Raw genomic sequence first — 16,440 nt, 5'->3', positions numbered from 1 at the left:
AAGATCGATGCGGTGCGCATGACTGCGCACCGCTTAATCGGAAAGCCAGGAATCCTTATTCCTGAAGGCGAAGAGCATTCCAGAAGCCCCGCAACTGGTCGGTCAACTGCGTATAGAGACCATAACGCTGCCGGTAATGCCGGACTTTGCCCTCATTCGGTTCGTAGGCGCTCGCCACGCGCGTCATCGCCGCAACCGCTTCCTCATAACCGGGATAGAGACCGACAGCGACGGCTGCGCCGATCGCCGCCCCAAGCGCGCCCGTCTCGCGGGCTTCGGCGACACGCAGGGGAATTTCCAGCACATCCGCCATGATCTGCGGCCAATGCTGGCTGCGGGAACCGCCGCCGGACATCACGGCATTTTCGACCGGCAGGCCGGCTTCACGCAGGACACCGATATGGCGACGATGTTCGAAACAGACGCCTTCGAACAGGGCACGCAACATATGACCTTCGCTATGCCAGCCTGCCAGACCGTAAAAGCCGCCGCGAAATTCCGCTCCCAGCCGCGAACCGAAGATGAAGGGGTGAAAGAACGGATCGTCGGCGCGCGGCATAACCGAGCCGACGAGGTCATTACACCGGTCGAAGGCATGATCGCCATGGTCGTCGCGAACGCGGTGCACGTACCATTCCAGATTGGCGGCGGATGTGGCGCTGGATTCGATATTGACATAGCGGCCCCGGCCGAATGTCGTCACCATGAAGACATCCGGACTGATGACCGGTTTGTCGGCGAAAACCTGATTGATGCTCCAGGTGCCGGCAATGATGGAAGCTTCCCCGGCATTGATGACACCCGACCCCATGGCGCTGGAGACGACATCGAAATACCCGCCAATGACAGGCGTGCCTTCGGAGAGCCCGGTTGCTTCTGAAGCCTCGCTTGTGACGCGGCCAACGATGTCAGCCGATTCCACAAGACGCGGGAAAAAGGCAACGGCATCATCAAGGCCATAAAGCGACAGGAGTTCCCGGTCGAGCCTGGCTTCGGGGAAGGCAAGCAATCCCGCGCCGCTGAGGTCGGATATGTCATTGGCAAGGCAGCCCGTCAGACGGAAATTGACGAAATCCTTGCAGAACAGCACCGTTCCGGTCTGTACATAAATGTCAGGCGCATGCCGTTTTACCCAGGCAAGCAGGCTGGGCGTTTGCGCGGGCCATGGCCGCTGCAGGCAGCGTGCCTGCAGCAAGTCTCCGCTTTTCCCGTCAAGCTCGGCCGCAATATCGGCGGCCCGGCTGTCGAGCGACTGGATTCCGAGCAAGGGCTGTTGCCGCTTGTCCAGCAGGTAAAGACCATTGCCGTGACCGGCGCAGCCCACCGCCACAATGCTTATGGGATCGACCGAGGATTTTGCCAGAAGCTGGCGGATCGCCTCGCAGCCATTGCGCCATAATTCTTCAAGATCGCGCTCGACATAACCGGGCTGTGGAAATGTCGAATGGCCGTCGATGGCATGTTGTGCGACCTGCCGGCCCGCCGTGTCGAACAGCACGGCCTTGATGACCGTGTTGCCGACATCCAGACCCAATATGTGATTTTTCTCAGCCACGATTATAGATGTCCCATGCTTCCTCACCGCTCGCACCCTCATGGATGATGGCCATCAGGGCCGCAACAACGGCCTTCGGATTGTCATGCTGATAGATGTTGCGACCATAAACCAGTCCGTTCGCCCCTTGAGCCATCAAAGCCGCCGATTTTGCCAGCACGTTGCGCAAGTCCTCTCGCCCGCCGCCACGCACCAGCACCGGGCAACGCGCCGCCTCGATCACCCGATGGAAATCCTGCGGATCACTGGTGGGATCAGCCTTGATGATATCGGCACCCATTTCCGAGGCAAGACGCACCAGCGTAACAATCTTTTCGGCATCGCCATCCACTTGATAGCCTCCGCGCACATCGTTGGGCAGCATTACCAGCGGCTCGATCATCAGTGGCATGCCGAAGCGGTGGCAATCGGCCCGCACACGGCTGATATTTTCGACACATTGGCGAAACAGTTCCGGCTCATCCGGCAGCATGAACAGGTTCACGACAACGCAGGCCGCGTCCATTTCCAGCGCGCCGATGATTGGATCGTGATAGTTCTGGAGTTGCGACCACATGGTTCTGTGACGCGTGGAATTATAGGGGTTGCCCATATCGATGCGCATGACGAGGGCCGGCTTGTCCCGCTCCGGCATCTGCTGCAACAGATCGGCCTGCCCGTAGACCATCTGGATGGCGTCGGGACCGGCCTCCACCAGCTTTTCGACGGTCTGCGGCATATCCTCAAGCCCGATGAGGAAACTCGGCTCGTTGCAAACCCCATGATCGATGGCCACATCAAGGCATCCGCCATTGCGGAACAACCGGTTCATGCGCGCCTTTTTCGAAATCCGCATCATCATGCATTCTCCTTGCATCTGTGTTGAAGCATTGCCGGACTGACCCCGTAGAAAGTCTCCAGCTCATGGATAAGCCGCTGCCGTTCGTCTGCCGCCTGGCTGGGTGACCAGCCCAGTTCGCGTGCCGTGACGCCGAGGATTGCGTCGATCAGATCGGCGTCGATGCGGCCGGTTATGGCAAGCGTGGTTCGCCGCAGAATGAGGTCGGTCAGGTGCCGGACATGTTCGGAACGGATCAGCCAGATCACCTCCCCAGCCGTGACGGGCAGTTTTTCGCAAAGCGGTGTGTCATCCGGGCGGCCCCGGCAAAAGCCCATCAATTCAAGCGCGCGTGCACCATAGGCAGATGCCAGATGTTCGGCCCGGTCCCTGCCGATCGAAAACTCCTCCGATAGCAAGGCGGGCAGACGTCCGGCACCGGTCGGAAAATTCCTGCCGCCGCCGATTGGGCGACCCATCGTGCCAGTCAGCCGCTTGCGTCCGAGAAAGGCCAGAACCTCGTCGGTCACCTGTTCGCCAAAGGCCCTGAAGGTCGTCCACTTGCCGCCGATCATGCAAAGCTGCGGCGGGTCGCCCGCAACGCGGTGAATGAAATGGCTGCGCGATATTCTTCCGGTAAAGGCGGCATCGCTGCGCGGCAGCGGGCGTATGCCGCTGAAACTGAAGACGATGTCGGAATGGTCGATGGTGATATCCGGAAAAACCTGTCGGATCGCATCGAGAATATAGTCGCGCTCCTCCGGCTCGCATCGCACCCGCTCGGGACGATCCACCTTGATATCGGTCGAACCCGCGAGAACCCGGCCGAGATAGGGAAAGAGGATACAGACGCGGTTATCGGCATTCTCGAAAAAAATCATATGCCCGTTCAGGGCTTTGAGAAGCGCCTCGTTCGCCAGGATCAAATGGGATCCCTTGGTGCCGGAAACGGTCGGTTTTGCTTTCTCCTCAGTCGGAGCTTCCGTCAGCGCACCAATCGTCTCGTCGATCCACGCGCCCGTGGCATTGACGATGATCCGGGGCCGGATAGGCAGGATTTCTGCCGTTTCCTCCACCCGGAGACGATATTCATCTCCAGTGCGAACAAGCTCCACATAGTTGAGCGCAATGCTTTGCGGTGCATCGGTCGAAGTGTCAATCAGGAGTTCCAGCGCAAGCCGTTCGGGCTGGCTTATCCATGCATCGTAATAGGTAGCCGAATATCTGATGTCAGGTGTCAGGCCCGGCCAGTGCTGCAGCGTCTTGCCGGCACTGCGAAACTCATGGCGGGGCAGGATGCGGTTTTTACGGGTGACGAAATCATAAAGCGTGAGGCCCGCCTTGATGGCCAGCGCCCCTCGGCTTGCGGGTTTGCCGCCGGAGCCGAAAAAGGTCGCCGCCGCGTTGAACAGCCCGCTGAAAGTCGAAAAGATCGGGATCGTCGTCGGCAACGGATGGACCATATGCGGCGCGAGCGTCAGCAGCGCATCGCGCTCCCGCAGCGATTCCGCCACGAGTCCGAATTCGCCGTTTTCGAGATAACGCAGACCGCCATGGATCATGCGCGACGGCGCGGCGCTGCAGCCGGAGGAAAAATCGTTTCGCTCGACCAGCAGCACCCGCAACCCCTGCAATGCGAGATCGCGATAGGCGGCGATGCCGTTGATGCCGCCGCCAATGACGACGGCATCGAAATCACCGTCTTGCCGAATGCGGCGCAGAGCGTCCTCGCGAAAACTGGGCATAGAAATACCGTTCGCTGGCTGATGACCAGCGTCCCAATGTTGTTGACCGTTTAAAGCGACAGGAAAGACGAGCGGCGAAAATTATGTGCTATTCGCCGGAAGACCCGTCCCGATTACGTGTTCAGCTATCGAGCCCCACAAGATGCTCGGCGACGCCGGCGCTGATGAGGGCCACTTCACTGTCCGTGAGGCGCAGGCGGGCGGCCGCGGCGTTTTCAACCGCCTGAGCCGGATCACGCGCACCGCACAGTGAAAATGTGATGCCTGGCTGAGCAATCGTCCAGGCAATCACCACCTGCGCGACCGAGGCCCCATGCCCGGCCGCCACCGGTTCCAGCACACCCATCAACCGGGCGATCTTCTGACGGTTCAACTGGCTGAAACGGACATTACCATGGCGTTGATCATCCTCTGCAAATACCCGTTCAGGCCCGACCTTGCCCGACAGCAGACCGAGCGCCAGCGACGAATAGCTGAGCACGGAAACGGCATTCTTTCGGCAAAGCGGCAGGAGCGTCGTCTCGATATCGCGTTTCACCATGGAATATTCTTCCTGAATGGCATCCAGCTGACCGGTGGCGATATAGGCCTCAAGATCGCCAGGCGAGACATTGCTTGCCCCGATCGAGCGTATCTTCCCCTCCTCCTTCAGCCGCACAAGCGTTTCCACCGTCTCGGCAATCGGGGTCGTGGCGTCCTGCCAATGGGTGACGTAGTGGTCGATATAATCGGTGCCGAGCCGCTTCAGGCTTTCTTCAACCTCATGCCGGATCGACGCCGCACCGAGATAACGGTGAACGGGTTTGCCGTCCTGATGGAAGAAATACGCGCCTTCATTCACGTGCCAGACAAGCCCGCATTTGGTGACAAGCACCACCTTGTCGCGCCTGCCGGCAATCGCCTTGCCGACGATGGTTTCCGCAAGCCCCATGCCATAGGCCGGGGCGGTATCGATCAGGGAAATGCCCGCATCGATGGAGGCTTGAATGGCGGCGATGGATTGCCGTTCGTCGGTGCCGCCCCACATCCAGCCGCCGATCGCCCATGTCCCCAGCCCAACGGCCGATGCGCTGATGCCGCTGCCGCCAATCGTCCGGGTCAATATGGAATTGTCCGTCACGAAGTTTCCCCTTCTTCCTGATCCAGTAAATAGCCGGCGATAGCCTCGTCCACGACGAGCGAGGTCAGATATCGGCCGGCAAGCGTGGCCGCCACCGGTCCGGCCTTGATGACGCCTGCCGCCACACCAATGATGTTCGGGCACCGGGCAAGCTGCCGGGGGTCCAGCGCCACGACCCGCGAATTGAGATCGATCCGCGCCAGCTGCCCGTCCGCCATGGTGAGATGGGCGAGGAATTCCCCGGCAATACCCGCATCCACCAGCGCCTGCCCGCCACGGGCGACATCCGGCAGAAGATCGTAATAACCGGAACCCGGCGCCTCCACCGAACCGATGCCGACCAGCGCCACCTGCGCCTGCCGTGCAAGATCGAACACTTCGCGGATCGATGCGACATTCATCAGCAGATCACGCTGTTCCTCATCTTCGGCAAACAGCGGCGCATGCAGAAGCGAGGCGCTACCGCCGAGCTTTTCCGCCAATTGCGTGGCGAGATGGTTCACATCCGTATAGTGCTTACCCTGCACACCGCCGGTCAGCGGCACGACCCGCACATCGAAACGGCGCTCCGCCTCCAGATTATCGACAACCGCACTCACCGCCTTACCGCCGGTAATCGCGATCACGTCGCCGTCCCGGATCGTCTCCAGCAAGTGGTTGGCGGCCACCCGCCCCACCATTTGCAACCCGGTTTCGGGATTATCGGAAACCGTCGGCGTTACCACTGATTGCCTGAGGCCGAAACGGCGGGTGATCTCGTTTTCGAGGTCCACCAGCCGCTGATAGGGGCTGGCGATGGTGATCTTCACCATGCCGGCCTTGCGGCCCGCGGCAATCATGCGGTTTACCTTGGTATGGGAAAGATTGAGCCGCTCGGCGATCTCCGACTGCTTCACACCTTCGATGAAATGCAGCACCAGGACGGAGTACATCTGTCTCTGTTGATCGAAGTCGTCCTTGGCATCCAGCATGATCGTATCTCTCCAATTACCACAGGCGCTCAGCGGCGACGCTTGACCAGATAGTGGTCGAACAGAACCGCCGTCAGCAATATGCTGCCCCTGATGATGTCCTGCCAGTAGACAGACACATTGAGCAAGGCAAGCGAGCTGGAAACGACCGACAGAAGGATCGCCCCGAGGATTGCACCGAGAATGGTGCCCGAGCCGCCCGAAAGGCTGGCGCCGCCAATGACCGCCGCAGCGATCACGTTGAGTTCCATGCCGACGCCGAAGCTCGGCTGGGCCGATCCGAAGCGGGCCATATAGATCACGCCCGCAACACCGGCCAGCATCGAACACAGTGTGGTGGTGGCAAACACAACCCGGCCGACGCGGATGCCGGAATAGGCTGCCGCCTTGGGATTGCTGCCCGTGTAAAATACTTTGCGAAAGGCTGTGGTGCGCCGCAGCAGCAGATCAAAGGAGACGACGACGACAGCGAAGATGATCAGCACAAGCGGAATGCCGCCAAGCGCGCCCTGGCCGATGAATTTGAATTCCGGGGGCAGCGAATAAAGCCCGAGCGGCCGACCGCCCGTTGCCAGCAGGCAAACGCCGCGGGCAATCACCATGACGCCGAGCGACACGATGAAATGATGCAGGCCGATGACCGTGGTCAGAAATCCCATGGCCATGCCGACCAGTGTCGTGAGGCAGATCGCCAGCCCGGCCGCTACCCAGGGATCGACACCGTTAAGAAACAGCCAGCCGGCCGCGACCATCGCCAGCGCCGTGACGGAGCCAACCGAGAGATCAATGCCACCAGAGATCAACAGGATCGTCATGCCAACCACGACAATGCTTTCGATGGCGAAAACCATGGCCATGGCCCGCAGATTGTCCACGGTCAGAAAATACGGAGATATGAACGACATCACCGCAAAAAGCGCGAGGATGATGACGATCAGTCCGGTTTCCCGTGCTTTCAGCGCCGGCTCCCACCAGGCGGTGCGGCGAACCGCCGTCTCGGCAAGGCTTGAAGGTGTTTCCGATGTTGCCATTTTCCCGCTCCCTCAGGCCCCGGCCGGGCTATGCACTATATTGATCGATGCAAGCTGCATGATCTTCTCCTCCGTCATGTCCTCTCCCTCGACCTCACCGGCAATGCGCCCTTCGCGCACGACCAGCACGCGATCACTGACGCCGATGAGTTCCGGCAGCTCCGAGGATATGACCACCACTCCAACGCCTTCACGCGCCAGTTCCCGTATCTGGCGGTGGATTTCGGCCTTTGCGCCCACATCCACCCCCCGTGTCGGCTCATCCAGAAAGATGACCTCCGGTTCCACCGACAACATCTTTGCCAGCGCCACCTTCTGCTGATTGCCGCCGCTCAAGGTCGAGACGGCATCGCCGACGCTGTTCGCCCGTAATTTCAGCCGCTTGCCCAGCTCATCGGCGCGCTTCATTTCCTTGCGCCGCTCGATGAAGCCCATGCCGTTCGATATCCTCCCCACATCAAGCGCCGAGACATTTTCGGCGATGGACATATTGAGGAACAGCCCGTCACCCTTGCGATCCTCGGAAAGGTAGACCAGCCCCTCGCGGATGCTGTCGCGATAATCCTTTAGCCTCAGTGGCCGGCCGCGCAGGGTAACTTCGCCTCTGGGTTTCCCTTCCAGCCGGCAGACTGCCCGCACGATCTCGCTTCGGCCCGCACCGATCAAACCGGCAAGACCGAGGATTTCGCCGCGACGCAGATCGAAATCGACGTCGAAAACCCGCTTTCCCTCATTCAATCCCCGAACAGAAAGAATGACATCGTCCGACTTTTCATCTTCCGAAAGTTTCGGCGGATAGAGCTTGTCAAGAACCCGCCCGACCATGCTGTTGACGACCTCCTCAGGGGAAATCTCGGCGATATTCGCCGTCTTGATGTGGCAACCGTCGCGCATGACCGTGATGCGGTCGCAATGCTCGAAAATCTCCGCCATCCGGTGCGAGATATAGATGATCGCAATCCCGCGGTCCGCCAGCCGGTGCATGATCCGGAAAAGCGTCTGGGCTTCGGTTTCGGTCAGCGCCGCCGTCGGCTCGTCCAGGATCAGGATGCGGCAATCCAGCGTCAACGCCTTAGCGATTTCGACTATCTGCTGTTGCGAAATCGACAGATCGCCGGCGCGGCTGGCGGGGTCGATATCCCCGATTTCCCGCAGGATGGTTGCGGCCCGCTTGCCGAGATCACGATAATTCATGAACAAGGAGCGGCTTTGGCCCGTCTCCGACATGAACATGTTCTCGGCAACCGAAATTTCCGGGCAAAGGGCAATCTCCTGATGGACAAAACCGATGCCGAGCCGGTTCGCCGCATTGGGCGAAGATATCCGCACCGGTTTTCCGTCCAGCAGGATTTCGCCACCATCCGGCTGCAGAATGCCGTCGATAATATGCATCAGCGTCGACTTGCCGGCGCCATTTTCACCCGCCAGCGCGTGGATTTCGCCACGCCGCAATTCAAGTGCGGCACTGCGCAACGCCCGCACGGGGCCGAACGCCTTATGAATATTCGTCATGCTGAGGATGACCTCGCCCATAACGCCCTCCCGAAGCTGCTTCCCGTTTAACCGGCGAGGCTTAAACCCCGCCGGTTCAAGGGCGACGCGTCAGCGCCCCTTCATATAATCGTTGAGATCAAAGGAAGCGGCATTCGCCTTGGTGATGACAGCAAAACCATTGTCCATCGAAGGAACCTGCATCGGATTGAAGCCGGACACCTTATAGTCGTTGAACGGGTCGATCAGGTCCGAATGGGCACCCAGAAAGGTGTTCATGAAACCCATGAAGCCCTGAACACCCTGATTGGGATTGATGGACATGTAGATATTGCCCTGCTTGATATGCTCCAGCGTCGCAGGCGTAATATCCGCATGCAGGATCAGGACCTTCTTCTTCGCCTCGAGAACAGCGGTGGTCGCGCCTTCGGCCGATCCGGCCTCGGGAATCCACAATGCGCCGAGATTGGGGTTGGCCTGCAACAGGGCGCCGGTAGCCTGATAGGCCACGTTCGCATCCTGATTGGTCGCCTGACGGCCGACCAGTTTCATCTGCGGATAGGTGCGCCCCATATAGTCGATGAGGGCGGTGACGCGCAGATCGTGGTTGCTCTGGCCCGGATTTTCCAGAACGGCATATTCACCCTTTTCGCCGAGCTTCTTGACGATTTCGTCGGCCGCAAATTTCGCCTCGGCAACATTGTCCGAGGTGATATAGGCGGTCCGTTTCGACTTCGGAGAATCCGCCGCGAAAGTCGTCACCGAAACGCCGGAGTCCATCGCCTTGTTGATCGGCTCGATGAAAGGATCGGCCTGCATCGGATGCAGCAGGATGCCTTTCGGCTTCTTCACCAATTCCTGCTCGAAGGACGCGATCTGCTTGGTGATGTCATATTCCGGCGTGCCGGTGAAAACCGCTTCACAGCCGAGCGCCTTTGCGGCCTGCTTGAAACCTTCGAAGACCGGCACCCAATAGGGATGGCTGGAAACCATGACGTTCATCACATAGGTCTCGCCCGGTTCGCAGGCGAATTTGCCCGCAGCGGCGGCCGGTGAAGCCGCGCCAGCGGAAATCGCCACGGCAAAAACACCCGCAGCAACGGTCGATTTCAGAAAAGCCAACATATTCCCCTCCCAAGGACAACGAGCTAATCTGCAATAAATTTTAAGCGATGTAATTTATTGCATGAATTTGAGATATCGGCAAATCGAACACGCGTCAATGCATTTCGCATTTTATTTTTATGAGCGAAATTTATTGCAGGATATTGCGGGGTAACTCGAAACTATATCTCTTGGCTTGGCACCCGCCCATTTCACAACCTCAAGACACCAACTGTCGGTCTGCGCGAGCGGGTAGAACTTTGCCTGAACGTTGATCCGAAAAAGAAAAAGGCTCGAATACAGATATCACAACATCAACCGGAAGTATTAATGACATATTCAGGTGAATTCGCTTATCAAGTATTTGCTTAACCACTGTTGAGCCGCTTCCGTCATTTTACAGGAGCGTTATGGGCTTGGCCCTTGGGGGGAATACCGTGAACAAAATTTTGATCGCCGCAGTTATTCTTGGTGTTGCATCATCTTTTGCATCTTCTGTTTCAGCACAAACTAAAGGCGACTGGGTGCTGGGTAACTATAAGGACGCCGGATACTGGTTCCCGGGTGTTATCGATAGTGTTTCCGGTGGGCAGGTCACTATTCGTTACGACGATGGAGATCGCGAAACGGTCGCAGTTAACAAGGTGCGCCCTTACGATTGGATGATCGGCACGCGGGTCGAGTGCAACTACAAGGGTGCTGGACAGTGGTACGCTGGCAAGATCTCCTCGCTTGCAGGCGAGAAGATTGGCATTGCCTACGACGATGGCGACAAGGAAACGACCAAGACAGGACGCTGCAGAACACAGTGAGTTTTTAACAAGCACCGTTCCAAAGTCATCGTATCCCCACTTGCTCCAGCAGGTGGGGACTTATTTGCGGGATGCACTGAAAAGCAACCTCATCAACAGGTTCGATGAACCTTGAGACCGCAATGCAAAAAGGCCCTGCGATTTTTCGCAAGGCCTTGATACTTAAGAATTCGGATGGTGGGCGTGACAGGGATTGAACCTGTGACCCCTACGATGTCAACGTAGTGCTCTCCCGCTGAGCTACACGCCCTCCGTTGGCGGCGGATAGACCACAAAACCGGTTCATGCGTCAACTGCTTTTTTTCGGTTTTATGAAGGTTTTTTGAGAGGCCTTACGCCACAAGGAGTTTATTGACCTCATCCACCAGATCACGCAGATGAAATGGCTTGGAAAGCACCTTGGCGTCCTTCGGGGCCTTCGAATCGGCGTTCAGCGCAACCGCAGCAAAGCCGGTGATGAACATGACTTTCAGGTCGGGGTCGAGCTCGGTCGCGCGCCGCGCGAGTTCGATGCCATCCATTTCCGGCATGACGATATCTGTCAGCAGAAGTGAAAAGGGCTCCTCACGAAGCCGGTCGTAAGCGCTTGCGCCATTGTCGAAGGAAGAAACCTTGTAACCGGCTTTTTCCAGCGCCTTGACGAGGAAGCGGCGCATATCGTTGTCGTCTTCAGCAAGAAGAATTTTTTGATTCATGGTTAAGTGACCGTAACTGCTCAATGTTTGAAATACCCTAGCCCGATTATAGGATTTTCACGGTAAATATCCTGTGAACACGTGAATCGGTATAGCGCTGCTTTGGCGACAGTATGGACTTGCTGCACGGTAACTGGCAACATGAACGTCCTGATAGTTTGCGACATGGTAAATGGGCCTGAATGGACTGGGTAACGGGCGAGTATGAGTTGTTTGAGGTAACGGAGCCTGCCGTTCAAACCCTGCCATTCGTCTATAATTCACCGCATAGCGGCCGCTGTTATCCCATCTCCTTCCTCGAATCGGCGCGGCTCGATTCGCATGAGATCCGGCGCTCCGAAGATCATTTCGTCGACGAGCTTTTCGCCGCCGCCCCCGAGATCGGCGCGCCGCTTCTGAAAGCGAATTTCCCCCGCGCCTATCTCGACGTCAATCGCGAGCCCTATGAGCTTGATCCGCGCATGTTCGAAGGCACCCTGCCACCTTACGCCAATATTGGCTCCATGCGGGTCGCCGGCGGCCTGGGCACGGTGCCGCGCATCGTTGCCGAAAATATGGATATCTATGCTCACCGCCTGCCGGTCGATGAGGCGTTGTCGCGGATCGAGACAATCTACAAACCCTACCACGCCTGCCTGCGCCGCCTCCTTTCCCGCACCCATGCCAATTTCGGCATGGCGGTGCTGATCGATTGCCATTCCATGCCCGGCAATATCCGCGTAGCCGGCTCAAACCTCCGACCGGATGTGATCATCGGCGATCGCTACGGCACCAGCGCCTCCCAGGAAGTCTCCCGCGCCGCCCTGCATTTCCTTGAGGAGCTGGGCTTCATCGCGGTCTGCAACAAGCCTTATGCCGGCGGCTTCATCACCGAACATTACGGGCGGCCCATTCGCTCCCTCCACGCGCTGCAGATCGAGGTCAACCGATCGCTTTACGTCGATGAAAAGACGCTTTCGAAGAAAGCCGATTTTCCGGCCATTCAGGCATCGCTGGAAATCTTTATGCGCCAGCTAGGCGCTTTCGTTTCGGAATACGCGATCGAGACCTCGCTCGCCGCCGAATAACGCGTCAAATCCCCGACATTTCAAATCTCTAGCCCAGACCGCTTGGCAGTACGCCGGGCAAAAAAAACCGCGCTTTTGGCGCGGTCAAGTCTAGGGAGGAAACACCCAAGGAGGGTATTTACAGTCAAAGACTGCAGGGTCACGCTATTCAGTACATGCACAATTGTCAATCATTTTATTATATGCCTATTTTTTAGACTTATGCCGAAAATATGGAAACGCCGGCTCCCGCGTCCATACGAGTGGACGGCGGATACGATTCCGGTCTATGCATTTCGCCACGCAATTCAGGCCACATCATTCAGGCCCATCATTCAGGCAATGAGGTTTCGCATGCTGCCCGACCGGGATTTCTTCTTCAAACTTGCCGATGCAGCCAGCGCTGAAACGCTTCCCCGCTTCCGCACGGGCATTGCCGTCACCAACAAGCAGGATGGCGGTTATGATCCTGTGACAGAGGGCGATCAGGCGGCGGAAACCGCCATTCGTGCCCTCATCGAGGCGCGCTTCCCGCAGCATGGCATTCTTGGCGAAGAACACGGCAATGTCGGCCTTGATCGCGAGCATATCTGGGTTATCGACCCGATCGACGGCACCCGCGCCTTTATTTCCGGCGTGCCCGTCTGGGGTACGCTGATCGGCTTCCAGTCGGCCGGCCGCGCCACGATGGGCATCATGGACCAGCCCTTCACGAAAGAGCGTTATTTCGCCGATGGCGAGAGCGCCTGGTATTTCGGCCCGGATGGCGAAAAAAAGATCCGCACGCGTGACTGCGTTTCGCTGTCGGATGCGGTGCTGTTCACCACCACCCCGCATATCTTCACCGCTGAGGAAAAGCCCTTCTACGAAAAGGTGGAGGAACAGGTCCGCCTTTTCCGTTATGGGGTGGATTGTTACGCCTATTGCCTGCTTGCCGCCGGTCACGTCGATCTGGTGATCGAATCCGGCCTGAAGCCCTATGATGTCGGCGCGCTCATTCCGGTGATCGAGCAGGCCGGCGGTATCATCACCACCTGGGATGGCGGACGTCCGGAAAATGGCGGACGTATTCTGGCCGCCGGCTCCAAAGCCGTGCACGAACAGGCGCTTGCCATTCTTTCGGAACTATAGACCGTCCCGTTTCGGCGGCCACATTATTCCGGCGCGAAAAACGCGTCGATGGCCGCCAGCGCCTGCTTGCGGAAAACATCGCGCTCATGCAGCAATTCGTGGCGCGCGCCGGTGATGGGAAGCAGCTGCGCCGCGCGGAAATTGCGCGACAGCTCCTCCTGCGCCTTATAGGGCGTGATCGTATCCAGCATCGGCGCCAGAATGAGGGTCGGAATGGTGATGTTCGTCAGATGATCCTGACGGGTCACCCGCGCCATGGTCTTCAGCGCTTCATAGACCCAGCGCGCCGTCGGCGCGCCGATGAACAATTCCGGAAATTGCCTGTGCAGCGAAAGATTTCTGGTGAAACGCCGAGCATCCGACGTCAGCGGGTTGCCGTCGAAATCGCGCTCGCGCTGATCTTTGCCGAGCTGCACTCTTCCAAGACCGATGAGGCTTAAAACGGTCGAGACCAGCCGGATGACGGGCGCGGGAAAGGATTGCTGACTGTCCAGCTCAATGAATGGCGAACAAAGAGCCAGACGGTCGATGCGGTTGGACAGGCCGGGAGCGGCTGCAAGTGCTGCAAGCGCGCCGGTGGAATGCGCAATCATGAAGAATGGCAGCCGCGTATCCGGCAACACCACCTGTTCGAGAAACAGGCTGATATCTCGCTGGTAGTCGGAAAAACGCCGAACATGCCCGGCGCCCGGCTTCTTCAGCAGCCGTTCGGAACCGCCCTGGCCGCGTGTGTCGAAGGTCGCGACCCAGAAACCCATGGCCGTCAGATCGGCAACCGTTTCGAAATATTTCTCGATACATTCGTTGCGGCCATGCAGAAGAACCACCGTTCCGCGCGCAATGTGGCGGCTGGCGCGGAAGATCGCATATCGAAGCTGCTTGCCGCCATGGCCGGCAAAATATCCGACGGTATGGTTGCCGGGAACCGGGTTATCTTCACTGACGCGCAATGTGGCTTCGATCATCGGTCTTTTCCGGCTTTTCAACTCTTTTCGGATAGGTCGGCGGCGACAGAAGGTCAAAGAAAAAATTGCCGGAACCGTCGGTTAAAGCAGTCGCGGTTCCGGCGAGTAAGACAGAAGAAGAAGGGACGTTATTGCTTCTGTCCACGGAGAATGTCTCCGATGACCGCAGTTTTATGGCGCTCAAACTGAACGATGCCGGAACCGGATGTTCAGCCATGGTTCATGTTGCCTCCACCGTTTTCCCTTGAGGCACCCCTCTTGACGCGGCGGCGACCCATTCCCATCTCATTCCTGCGGTCGCCAGAACGGGACCGCGCCTTATGTCCGGCCGTTGCCAGAACGGGACGCCGGATTTAACCGCAAACAGTCGCTTCTTAGGAGGACACCATGCGTCACGTCGATTTTTCCCCGCTTTATCGCTCCACCGTCGGTTTTGACCGTCTTTTTTCGATGCTTGACGGCCTCGGCCAGCCTGAACAGGCCCAGTCCTATCCGCCCTACAATATCGAGCGGACGGGCGAAAACACCTATCGCATCACCATGGCCGTTGCCGGTTTCGATGAAACCGAACTCAGCATTGAATCGCGCGCCAATACGCTGACGGTGAAGGCCGAGAAGTCCGGGGATGAGAAGTCATCCGAAGGCGAGTTCCTGTATCGCGGCATCGCCACGCGTGCTTTCGAACGCCGCTTCCAGCTTGCCGACCACGTCGAAGTTCAGACCGCCTCCTTAAAGAACGGCCTGCTTCATATCGATCTTGTCCGCAATATTCCGGAAGCCATGAAACCGCGCCGCATTGCGATCTCGTCCGACAGCGCCGATGCGCCGAAGACGATCGAAGCCCAGATCACGCCGGCTCAGGTCAACTAAGCTTTCCTGGAATGCAATAAGAACGGCCCCTTCACGGGGCCGTTTTTGTTTGCGAAAAACTCGTGTCAGCGGGTGGATGCCGCCACGCCTTCTGCAGCAGCCGTTTCCAGTACTGCTGCCTTTTCATGGGCTTTGCGGGCATAACGCTGGGCCAGAACCGCACAGACCATCAGCTGAATCTGATGGAAAAGCATAATCGGCAAAACGATGGCGCCAATGCTCTGGCCGGCGAAGATGGCGCCCGCCATGGGCACGCCGCTGGCAAGGCTCTTCTTGGACCCGCAGAAGGTGATGGTGATTTCATCCGCCTTTTCGAAACCGAGCGCCCGGCTGCCAAACATCGTCACGCAAAGGACAAGCGCCAGAAGCACGATGTTGATGCCGATGACCACACCGATATCGCGCAGCGAAAACGTCTGCCAGATGCCCTCGATAACCGCATCGGAGAAGGCGAGATAAACAACCATCAGGATCGAGCCGCGATCGACGGGAGACAGCAGTTTTTTGCGCGCCCGGATCCAGTCGCCGATCCACGGCTGCAACACCTGACCGACGATGAAAGGCAATAACAGCTGCAGGAAGATTTGCAGGAACGCGTCCAGCGAAAACCCGTTGCCATGGCCGCCGACCGTAAACAGCAGGCCAACCAGCAGCGGCGTCAGGAACATGCCGAAGATATTCGACGCCGAAGCCGAACAGATCGCCGCCGGCACGTTTCCGCCCGCCATCGAGGTGAAGGCGATGGAGGACTGCACGGTGGATGGTAAAACGCAGAGAAACAGCACGCCCATATAAAGCGGTGCCGGCAGGATGCTTTCGGGAATGAAACCGATCGCCACACCCAGCAACGGGAAAAGGCCGAAAGTGACCAGCAGGATCGCCAGATGCAGTCGCCAGTGCAGGATGCCGGCAATCACCACATCCCGCGAAAGTCGCGCACCATGCAGGAAGAACAAAAGCGCAATCGCCAGCTTCGTCGCCAGCCCGAAATATTCCGCCGGCTGACCGCTGATTGGCAGAAAGGAAGCCAAAATCACGGTGGCCACCAGCATCATGGTGAAGCGGTCAGGCAGGAAGCGGGTCATGG

16 protein-coding genes and 1 tRNA gene are annotated in these 16,440 nt (G+C 58.3%); 4 read left to right on the top strand and 13 right to left on the bottom strand.

Annotated elements, in window-relative coordinates; genetic code table 11:
• Positions 1–55: 55 nt before the first annotated feature.
• The 8 genes from JZX89_RS03820 to JZX89_RS03785 form a co-directional block, all read right to left on the bottom strand.
• Positions 56–1,555 carry an FGGY-family carbohydrate kinase gene (locus JZX89_RS03820; RefSeq protein ID WP_207133133.1) on the bottom strand — a complete coding sequence of 500 codons (1,500 nt, stop codon included), beginning with the start codon at positions 1,553–1,555 and terminating at the stop codon, positions 56–58.
• Positions 1,548–2,390: a class I fructose-bisphosphate aldolase gene (locus tag JZX89_RS03815; RefSeq protein ID WP_207133527.1), complete on the bottom strand. Its 843-nt coding sequence runs from the start codon at positions 2,388–2,390 to the stop codon at positions 1,548–1,550. The genes JZX89_RS03820 and JZX89_RS03815 overlap by 8 nt, the downstream gene beginning before the upstream one ends.
• A gap of 2 nt (positions 2,391–2,392) precedes the next feature.
• Positions 2,393–4,117, bottom strand: coding sequence for a glycerol-3-phosphate dehydrogenase/oxidase (locus tag JZX89_RS03810; RefSeq protein WP_207133132.1), 1,725 nt, complete (start codon positions 4,115–4,117; stop codon positions 2,393–2,395).
• Positions 4,118–4,238: 121 nt separating this feature from the next.
• Positions 4,239–5,237, bottom strand: coding sequence for an aldo/keto reductase (locus JZX89_RS03805; protein ID WP_207133131.1), 999 nt, complete (start codon positions 5,235–5,237; stop codon positions 4,239–4,241).
• Positions 5,234–6,208, bottom strand: coding sequence for a sugar-binding transcriptional regulator (locus JZX89_RS03800; protein ID WP_207133130.1), 975 nt, complete (start codon positions 6,206–6,208; stop codon positions 5,234–5,236). Before JZX89_RS03800 ends, JZX89_RS03805 begins: the two co-directional genes overlap by 4 nt.
• A gap of 29 nt (positions 6,209–6,237) precedes the next feature.
• A complete protein-coding gene (locus tag JZX89_RS03795; RefSeq protein WP_153514282.1) occupies positions 6,238–7,239 on the bottom strand; it encodes an ABC transporter permease in 1,002 nt (333 codons plus the stop codon).
• 12 nt (positions 7,240–7,251) lie between these two features.
• Positions 7,252–8,772, bottom strand: coding sequence for a sugar ABC transporter ATP-binding protein (locus JZX89_RS03790; RefSeq protein WP_207133129.1), 1,521 nt, complete (start codon positions 8,770–8,772; stop codon positions 7,252–7,254).
• Positions 8,773–8,841: 69 nt separating this feature from the next.
• Entirely contained in the window at positions 8,842–9,855 is a 1,014-nt protein-coding gene (locus tag JZX89_RS03785; RefSeq protein WP_207133128.1) for a substrate-binding domain-containing protein, read from the bottom strand.
• Positions 9,856–10,271: 416 nt separating this feature from the next.
• Here JZX89_RS03785 and JZX89_RS03780 point away from each other — a divergent pair, with 416 nt between their 5' ends.
• On the top strand, positions 10,272–10,646 hold the full coding sequence (locus tag JZX89_RS03780) for a tudor domain-containing protein (RefSeq protein WP_149899656.1): 375 nt from the start codon (positions 10,272–10,274) through the stop codon (positions 10,644–10,646).
• Between the two features lie 175 nt (positions 10,647–10,821).
• On the opposite strand, the gene JZX89_RS03775 is transcribed toward JZX89_RS03780, so the two are convergent.
• A tRNA-Val gene (locus tag JZX89_RS03775) sits at positions 10,822–10,896 on the bottom strand.
• 82 nt (positions 10,897–10,978) lie between these two features.
• Positions 10,979–11,341 carry a cell cycle two-component system response regulator CpdR gene (cpdR, locus tag JZX89_RS03770; protein WP_003497910.1) on the bottom strand — a complete coding sequence of 121 codons (363 nt, stop codon included), beginning with the start codon at positions 11,339–11,341 and terminating at the stop codon, positions 10,979–10,981.
• Positions 11,342–11,523: 182 nt separating this feature from the next.
• Between cpdR and JZX89_RS03765 the strand changes: the two genes are divergently transcribed.
• Positions 11,524–12,408 carry an N-formylglutamate amidohydrolase gene (locus JZX89_RS03765; RefSeq protein ID WP_046799046.1) on the top strand — a complete coding sequence of 295 codons (885 nt, stop codon included), beginning with the start codon at positions 11,524–11,526 and terminating at the stop codon, positions 12,406–12,408.
• Between the two features lie 333 nt (positions 12,409–12,741).
• Positions 12,742–13,518 carry a histidinol-phosphatase gene (hisN, locus tag JZX89_RS03760; protein ID WP_207133127.1) on the top strand — a complete coding sequence of 259 codons (777 nt, stop codon included), beginning with the start codon at positions 12,742–12,744 and terminating at the stop codon, positions 13,516–13,518.
• A 23-nt stretch (positions 13,519–13,541) separates the two neighbouring features.
• On the opposite strand, the gene JZX89_RS03755 is transcribed toward hisN, so the two are convergent.
• Both JZX89_RS03755 and JZX89_RS03750 read right to left on the bottom strand, forming a co-directional pair.
• On the bottom strand, positions 13,542–14,483 hold the full coding sequence (locus JZX89_RS03755; protein ID WP_149899659.1) for an alpha/beta fold hydrolase: 942 nt from the start codon (positions 14,481–14,483) through the stop codon (positions 13,542–13,544).
• Entirely contained in the window at positions 14,455–14,700 is a 246-nt protein-coding gene (locus tag JZX89_RS03750) for a hypothetical protein (protein ID WP_142841713.1), read from the bottom strand. The genes JZX89_RS03755 and JZX89_RS03750 overlap by 29 nt, the downstream gene beginning before the upstream one ends.
• 170 nt (positions 14,701–14,870) lie before the next feature.
• Between JZX89_RS03750 and hspL the strand changes: the two genes are divergently transcribed.
• Positions 14,871–15,353 carry a heat shock protein HspL gene (gene hspL, locus JZX89_RS03745; RefSeq protein WP_149899660.1) on the top strand — a complete coding sequence of 161 codons (483 nt, stop codon included), beginning with the start codon at positions 14,871–14,873 and terminating at the stop codon, positions 15,351–15,353.
• A 65-nt stretch (positions 15,354–15,418) separates the two neighbouring features.
• Here hspL and JZX89_RS03740 read toward each other — a convergent pair whose 3' ends face one another.
• Positions 15,419–16,438 carry a bile acid:sodium symporter family protein gene (locus tag JZX89_RS03740; RefSeq protein WP_153514276.1) on the bottom strand — a complete coding sequence of 340 codons (1,020 nt, stop codon included), beginning with the start codon at positions 16,436–16,438 and terminating at the stop codon, positions 15,419–15,421.
• Positions 16,439–16,440: the final 2 nt, after the last annotated feature.

The sequence above is a fragment of the Agrobacterium burrii genome (genome assembly GCF_017313405.1).
In the GTDB taxonomy this organism is placed as follows: Bacteria; Pseudomonadota; Alphaproteobacteria; order Rhizobiales; family Rhizobiaceae; genus Agrobacterium; species Agrobacterium burrii.
This window is presented reverse-complemented; position numbering and strand designations above follow the sequence as displayed.